We start from the raw sequence: 6,213 nt of genomic DNA, 5'->3' as shown, positions 1-6,213 counted from the left end.
GGTCCGGGGGGAGCGGTGAGGGAGAAGCGGCCCGGGGTCCGGTCCGTCAGGCCGGCGGCGGGTCCAGCCGGTCGCCGAGCGGGCAGATGCGCAGGGCCTGCTCGATGACACGGCTGCGCCGGTCCCCCTCGGCGGTGGGCAGCGAGACGTCGGCGGTGGCGTCGAAGCGGTAGTGCTGGGCGCCGCCGTTGCTGAGCCGGACGCGGGCGGTCACCTCGCTGCCGGAGGGGTCCACACCGGTCTCGGTGGCCGCGATGACCAGCGCCTGGTGCAGGCAGGTGGCCAGCGCGGCCGCGTACAGCTGCTCGGGGTCGTACCCGTGCCCGCTGCCGCCCAGCTCGCTGGGGGCGCCGACCGGGAGGCCGGCCCTCCCGGAGACGTCCACCCGGCCGGTGCCGTGCAGGGAGCGGGCCTGGGCGGTGTACAGATCCTGTTGGGTTGGGGCCATGGGGAAGATCTACCCGTGCGCTCCGGCGGAAGGCGCCCCCGAACGCGTGACGCCTCGAAGGCGCCCCGCCCGGCTTCGCGCGGGCCTCCGCACAGGGCCCTCCGTCTCAGCCCGCGTCCTCGGTGCGCATCCGCACCTCCTCCTCCAGCCTGTCCAGGCTCCGGTCGAGGGAGGTGTCGACCTCCTCGCGCGAGGGTGCGTGGCTCTCGTCGAAGAAGGACAGGTGCACGGTCACCTCGCTGGCGCCGCTGCCGATGCCCGCCACCTGGAGCCAGCCGGCGTACGCGCCCTCGTCGCGCGTACCCCACTCCGCCCGGAACTGGTCGGGCCGGGTGCGGAACAGGGCCCGGACGTCGTGCCCGGTGCGGTCCTCGTGCACGGTCACGGCCGGGGGGTCCTCCACATGGGCGTGGAGGTCCGACGGAAGCCAGCGGTCCAGCCGCTCCAGATCGCTGACCTGGTCGAAGACCAGTTCGGGCAGGGCGGGCATGGTGCGGGAACGCTCGTACTCACTCACCGGATCTCGCTTTCGGGTCGTACGACATCGGACCCGGCACTGCGTACCCCCATCCGGGCCGGGCATCCCCGCGTCCCCCGGCCGGCCCGCCTCCGGCACGGTCAGCCGAACCCGCCCGCCGCGTCCAGGATCCGTCCGGCGACCCCCACCGAGTCCACCAGCGGGTGCAGCGCCAGCGCCCGCAGCGCCGCCTCGCGCGAGCCGGTGAGCGCCGCCTCGATCGCTGCCCGCTCCACGGCCTTGAGCGTGAGCATCAGCCCGAGCTGGTCGGCCGCCACGGTGCCGGCCGCCAGCGGGTGCGCGCCGGAGGCGTCGACCAGGCACGGCACCTCGACCACCGCGTCGCCGTCCAGCCCGGGGACGGCGCCGCGGCCGGGGACGTTCAGGATGAGCGTGGTGCGCTCGTTCCGGGCGATCGCCCGCATCAGGGCCAGCGCCACCCGGTCGTAGCCCCCGCCCTCCAGATCGCAGCTGTCGCGCTCCCAGCCGCCGGAGGCCTCGCGGCTCTCGGCCAGATAGGTCTCCTCGCGCTCGCGGCGGGTGCGCTCCCACTCGCCGTACGCCTGCGCGGGGTCGTCCGGCCGCGCCCGCTCGTAGAAGCGGGACTGCTGGCCGTGGAGGAACTCGCCGCGCGTGGCCCCGGCCCCGCGGACGGCGGCGACCGCCTCGCGGTTGAAGTAGTAGTAGTGCAGGTACTCGTTGGGCAGTGCGCCCAGCGTCCGCAGCCAGTCGGCGCCGAACAGCCTGCCCTCCTCGAAGGAGGCGAGGGCGGCCGGGTCGGCCAGCAGCTCGGGCAGCCGGTCGCGGCCGTCCACCGTGAGGCGGCGCAGCCAGCCCAGGTGGTTCAGGCCCACGTAGTCGTAGCCGGCGCGGTCCGGATCGGCGCCCAGGGCGCGCGCGGCGCGGCGGCACAGGCCGACGGGCGAGTCGCAGATGCCGATGACGCGTTCGCCCAGGCCGCGCTCGCGCAGGACGGCGGCCATCGCCTCGGTCACCATCCCCGCCGGGTTGGTGAAGTTGATGGTCCACGCACCGGGGGCGAGTTCGGCGATCCGCTCGGCGACGCGCACGGCCACCGGCAGGGTGCGCAGGCCGTAGAGCACGCCGCCCGCGCCCACTGTCTCCTGCCCCAGCACCCCCTCGGCCAGCGGGATCCGCTCGTCGCGCACCCGGCCGTCCAGGCCCCCGACCCGGATGGCGGAGAAGACGAAGTCGGCGCCGCGCAGCGCGTCGTCGAGATCGGTGGTGGCGCGCAGCGCGGGGGCCGGGCCGGTGTGCCGCCCGCGCTGGTGGGCGAGGACCGCGCCGATCGCGTCCAGCCGGGCGCGGTCGGTGTCGTACAGGACGAGTTCGGTGACGCGGCCGGCCCGGTCCCCTGCGTCCTCCAGCAGCGCCCGGTGCACCAGCGGCACCCGGAACCCGCCGCCGCCCAGCACGGTGAGTCTCATGCCCGGCCACCTCCGGCAGCCGCTCCCGGCACGGTCCGCGGCATCGTCGTCACGACGTCATGTCTCACGCGGCCACGGTCTCACACCGGCCCCGTGCCGGGGTACGGGCCGGCCGCCGGGCCGCTCAGCCGTGGTCGACCAGTTCCACGTGCCCCTGCGTCCGCGCGCAGTGGGCGGAGCAGAAGAACCGTCCGTCCGCCGACTGCGAACCGTGGCCCAGGATGCGGCACTGGCAGTTCTCGCAGATGGGCGCCATCCGGTGCGCCGCGCACTCCAGGCTGTCGAAGACGTGGACGGCGCCCGCCGCGTGCACCTCGAAGGCCATCTCGTAGTCGTTGCCGCACACCTCGCACACGCTCATGACATGTGTCCCTTCCGCCGGTCGTCCGCTGGGTGGGTCAGCGGCAAGGATGGCCGCGGACGCCCGGCGGCCCCCTCCGCGACGCGGCGGCCGGGCTCCGACCGGCGCACCGCTACCACCCGCCCGGCCGACGCGCCGGTGCGTCGCGGTGCGAACGATGTGACGTGCTCACGGCGATAAAGTCCGGCTTCCGGACATCTCCTCCCCGCCGACGGGGCATGACTGGCCGTGACACCCACGGCGGGGCCCGGCAGGGCGCGCGCACCGACGGACCGGGAGGACGGGACGATGACGGCCACCGCGGAGGCCAGGGACGGGGAGCCGGGGAACGGCGAAGCAGGCGAAGAGAAGGCAGCACCGCCCGCTTCACGGCGCGCCCTGGTGGCGGGATCGGTCGGCAACTTCATCGAGTGGTACGAGTTCGGGGTCTACGGGTACTTCGCGACGATCATCGCCGCGCGGTTCTTCACCCCCGAGGGCGCGAGCGACATCGAGGCCCTGGTGAAGACCTACGCCTCCTTCGCGCTGGCCTTCTTCTTCCGCCCGGTGGGCGCGGCCCTGTTCGGCCGGATCGGTGACCGGATCGGCCGCCGCCCCACCCTGATCCTGGTGGTCTCGCTGATGACCGCCGCCACGGCGGCCATCGGCATGCTGCCGACGTACGCCACCGTGGGCGCCGCCGCGCCGTGGCTGCTCACCCTCGCCCGCGTCCTCCAGGGGCTGTCGGCCGGCGGGGAGTTCGGCGGTGCGGTGTCGGTGATGACGGAGTTCGCGCCGCCCGGCCGGCGCGGGCTGTACGGGGCCTGGCAGTCGTTCACGGTGGCGCTCGGCCTGCTCGCCGGCGCGGGCCTGGCCGCACTGCTGGCCACGGTGCTGGACGAGGCGGACCTCCAGGGCTGGGGCTGGCGGCTGCCGTTCCTGCTGGCCGTGCCGATGGGGCTGGCCGCGCTGTGGCTGCGGCTGCGGCTGGAGGAGACGCCCTCCTTCCGCCGCGCATCAGGCGCGGAGTCCGCGCCCGCCGAGGCCTCCCCACCGTCCGCCGCCTCGACCCGGCGGGCCGTCGCACTTGGGATCGGCCGCCTGATGGGCTGGTCAGCGGCCGGATACACCTTCCTCGTCGTGATGCCCTCCTATCTCCAGAGCACCCTGGGGGCCTCCTTCCAGCAGGCGCTGCTGGCCACGGTCGTGGCCAACGCGGGCTTCGCGCTGGCCATCCTCCCCGCCGGGGCGCTCAGCGACCGGATCGGGCGGCGGGCCGTGATGGTCGCGGGTACGGTCGTGCTGATCGCCCTCGCCTTCCCCCTGCTGGGCCTCCTCCAGGACCCGGACGCCTCCCGGGCGGCCAGGGCGGCGGCGGTGTTCGCGGCCGGCGCGGCGGTGGGGCTGCTGGCCGGGCCCGGCCCGGCGATGCTCGCCGAGATGTTCCCCACCACCGTCCGCTACACCGGGCTGGGGCTGGCGTACTCGCTGTCCAACGCGGTCTTCTCCGGCTCGGCCGGGCTCATCATCACCGAGCTGATCAAGCGGACCGGCGACGCCGACATCCCCGCGCTGTACGTGGTGGTCGTCTGCACGGTGGGCCTGCCGGCGCTGCTCGCGCTGCGCGGCGACGACCACCGGCGCGCGCTGCGGGACTGACCGGGCACGGACGGCGCGCGCGGTGCGAACGGCGCGGACGTCGCGCACCGGCGAGGACGGCACGGGGAAGACGGCACGTCGGGGACGGCACGGAGAAGACGGAGGGCACGGGCATGAGGGTGATCGGACTGATGTCGGGGACGTCCTGCGACGCGATCGACGCGGCGGCCGCCGATCTGGAGATCGAGGGCGACGCGGTCGTCCTGACCCCGCTGGGCGACCTCGAGTGCGCCTTCCCCGACGGGCTGCGCCGCGAACTGCTCACGGCGCTCCCGCCGTCGTCCACCACCATGGCCGCGGTCTGCCGGCTCGACACCCTCCTCGGGCAGGCCCTCGCGGCGGCGGCCGACCGCGCAGACCGCGAACTGTGCTCCAGGGAAACGGAGTTGGTCGTCTCCCACGGGCAGACCGTCTATCACTGGACGGAGGACGGCCGGGTGCGCGGCACCCTCCAACTCGGCCAGCCCGCCTGGATCGCCGAGCGCACCGGCCGCACGGTCGTCTCCGATCTGCGTCCGCGCGACGTGGCCGCCGGAGGGCAGGGCGCGCCGCTGGTGAGCGCCCTGGACGTGATGTGGCTGCGCGGCCGGCCGGGGACGCCCGTCGCCCTCAACCTGGGGGGTATCGCCAACATCACGGTGGCGCACGGGGCGCGCGGCCCGCTGGCGTACGACACCGGGCCCGCCAACGTGCTGCTCGACACGGCCGTGCGGGAGCTGACCGGGGGGCGTGCCGACCACGACGCGGACGGCGCGCTGGCCGCCGCCGGCACCGTCTGCCGGCCGCTGCTGGACAGACTGCTGGCCGAGCCGTACTACGCCCGGCCCGTGCCCAGGACCACCGGCCGGGAGTTGTTCAACGCCGCCTATCTGCGCACCGCCCTGGCCGGTTTCGGACATCTTCCGGCCGAGGACGTGCTGGCCACCCTCACCGAGCTGACGGCCCGCACCGTCGCCGACGCCGTACGCGCCGCCGGCGGCACCGAGGTGATCGCCTCGGGCGGCGGCACCCGCAACCCCGTGCTGCTGGCCCGGCTGGCCCGTGCCCTGGCCGGGATCCCGGTGCGCGTGTCCGACGGGCTCGGCCTGCCCTCCGGCGCCAAGGAGGCGTACGCCTTCGCGCTGCTGGGCTTCCTCACGGCCCTCGGCCTGCCCGGCACGGTCCCGGCCTGCACCGGCGCGCGCCACGCCCGGGTGCTGGGATCGATCACACCGGGCCGGGGCGGACCGCTGCCGAGGCCCTGGGGCGGTCCGGCGCCCGCACGGCTCCGTGTGGCCCGGACCGGGCCTTCACACGACCCCCAAATTCGCATCACAGATGCGCATTGATATCTTCATGGCATGCGGCTGACGAAGTTCACCGATCTGGCGCTGCGCGTGGTGATGCGCCTGGCGGTGATGGACGAGGGCGAGGTCCCCACCTCCCGGGAGGTCGCCGAGTCGGTGGCCGCGCCTTACACGCACGTGTCCAAGGTGGTGAGCCGCCTCCAGCGCATGGGTGTGCTGGAGGCCCGGCGCGGCAGGGGCGGCGGACTGGAGCTGACCGCCGCCGGCCGGGAGGCCTCCGTGGGCCGGCTCGTCCGGCAACTGGAGGGCACCGGTGACGTGGTGGGCTGCGAGGACCCGTCCGCGCCGTGCCCGCTGCGCGGCGCGTGCCGCCTGCGGTCCGCGCTGTACGAGGCCCAGGAGGCCTTCTACGCGACGCTCGACCCGTTGACGGTGCGGGATCTGGTGGGCGGGCCGTCGGGGCCCGTGATGCTCCGCCTGCTCACCGGCCCGCCACCCCCCGCGTAGCCGCCCGG

At 75.2% G+C, this 6,213-nt stretch carries 7 protein-coding genes; 3 read left to right on the top strand and 4 right to left on the bottom strand.

The annotated features are described in order from the left end of the window. Positions 1-46 precede the first annotated feature (46 nt). The 4 genes from L7D48_RS07230 to L7D48_RS07215 form a co-directional block, all read right to left on the bottom strand. Positions 47-448, bottom strand: coding sequence for an OsmC family protein (locus L7D48_RS07230; protein ID WP_237878119.1), 402 nt, complete (start codon positions 446-448; stop codon positions 47-49). Between the two features lie 106 nt (positions 449-554). Next, complete coding sequence (locus L7D48_RS07225) at positions 555-965, bottom strand: SRPBCC family protein (RefSeq protein ID WP_237878118.1); 411 nt, start codon at positions 963-965, stop codon at positions 555-557. Positions 966-1,066: 101 nt separating this feature from the next. Beyond that, positions 1,067-2,413, bottom strand: coding sequence for a 6-phospho-beta-glucosidase (locus L7D48_RS07220; protein WP_237878117.1), 1,347 nt, complete (start codon positions 2,411-2,413; stop codon positions 1,067-1,069). Positions 2,414-2,537: 124 nt separating this feature from the next. Next, the gene (locus L7D48_RS07215) at positions 2,538-2,774 is read right to left on the bottom strand and encodes a hypothetical protein (RefSeq protein ID WP_206347554.1); all 237 of its coding nucleotides are present in this window, start codon (positions 2,772-2,774) and stop codon (positions 2,538-2,540) included. Between the two features lie 288 nt (positions 2,775-3,062). On the opposite strand from L7D48_RS07215, the gene L7D48_RS07210 reads away from it, so the two are divergent. The 3 genes from L7D48_RS07210 to L7D48_RS07200 all read left to right on the top strand — a co-directional run bounded on the left by L7D48_RS07210 (position 3,063) and on the right by L7D48_RS07200 (position 6,205). Continuing rightward, positions 3,063-4,412, top strand: coding sequence for an MFS transporter (locus L7D48_RS07210; protein ID WP_237878116.1), 1,350 nt, complete (start codon positions 3,063-3,065; stop codon positions 4,410-4,412). 113 nt (positions 4,413-4,525) lie between these two features. Then, the gene (locus L7D48_RS07205) at positions 4,526-5,740 is read left to right on the top strand and encodes an anhydro-N-acetylmuramic acid kinase (RefSeq protein WP_237878115.1); all 1,215 of its coding nucleotides are present in this window, start codon (positions 4,526-4,528) and stop codon (positions 5,738-5,740) included. A gap of 12 nt (positions 5,741-5,752) precedes the next feature. Then, the gene (locus L7D48_RS07200) at positions 5,753-6,205 is read left to right on the top strand and encodes an Rrf2 family transcriptional regulator (protein ID WP_237878114.1); all 453 of its coding nucleotides are present in this window, start codon (positions 5,753-5,755) and stop codon (positions 6,203-6,205) included. Positions 6,206-6,213 lie beyond the last annotated feature (8 nt).

This window comes from Streptomyces sp. ICN903 (assembly GCF_022015835.1).
GTDB lineage: Bacteria > Actinomycetota > Actinomycetes > Streptomycetales > Streptomycetaceae > Streptomyces > Streptomyces fenghuangensis.
This window is presented reverse-complemented; position numbering and strand designations above follow the sequence as displayed.

Coding starts and splice junctions, on each gene's coding strand:
- L7D48_RS07230 (WP_237878119.1), bottom strand. CDS start 448: ATGGCCCCAACCCAACAGGATCTGTACACCGCCCAGGCCCGCTCCCTG.
- L7D48_RS07220 (WP_237878117.1), bottom strand. CDS start 2,413: ATGAGACTCACCGTGCTGGGCGGCGGCGGGTTCCGGGTGCCGCTGGTG.
- L7D48_RS07215 (WP_206347554.1), bottom strand. CDS start 2,774: ATGAGCGTGTGCGAGGTGTGCGGCAACGACTACGAGATGGCCTTCGAG.
- L7D48_RS07210 (WP_237878116.1), top strand. CDS start 3,063: ATGACGGCCACCGCGGAGGCCAGGGACGGGGAGCCGGGGAACGGCGAA.
- L7D48_RS07205 (WP_237878115.1), top strand. CDS start 4,526: ATGAGGGTGATCGGACTGATGTCGGGGACGTCCTGCGACGCGATCGAC.
- L7D48_RS07200 (WP_237878114.1), top strand. CDS start 5,753: ATGCGGCTGACGAAGTTCACCGATCTGGCGCTGCGCGTGGTGATGCGC.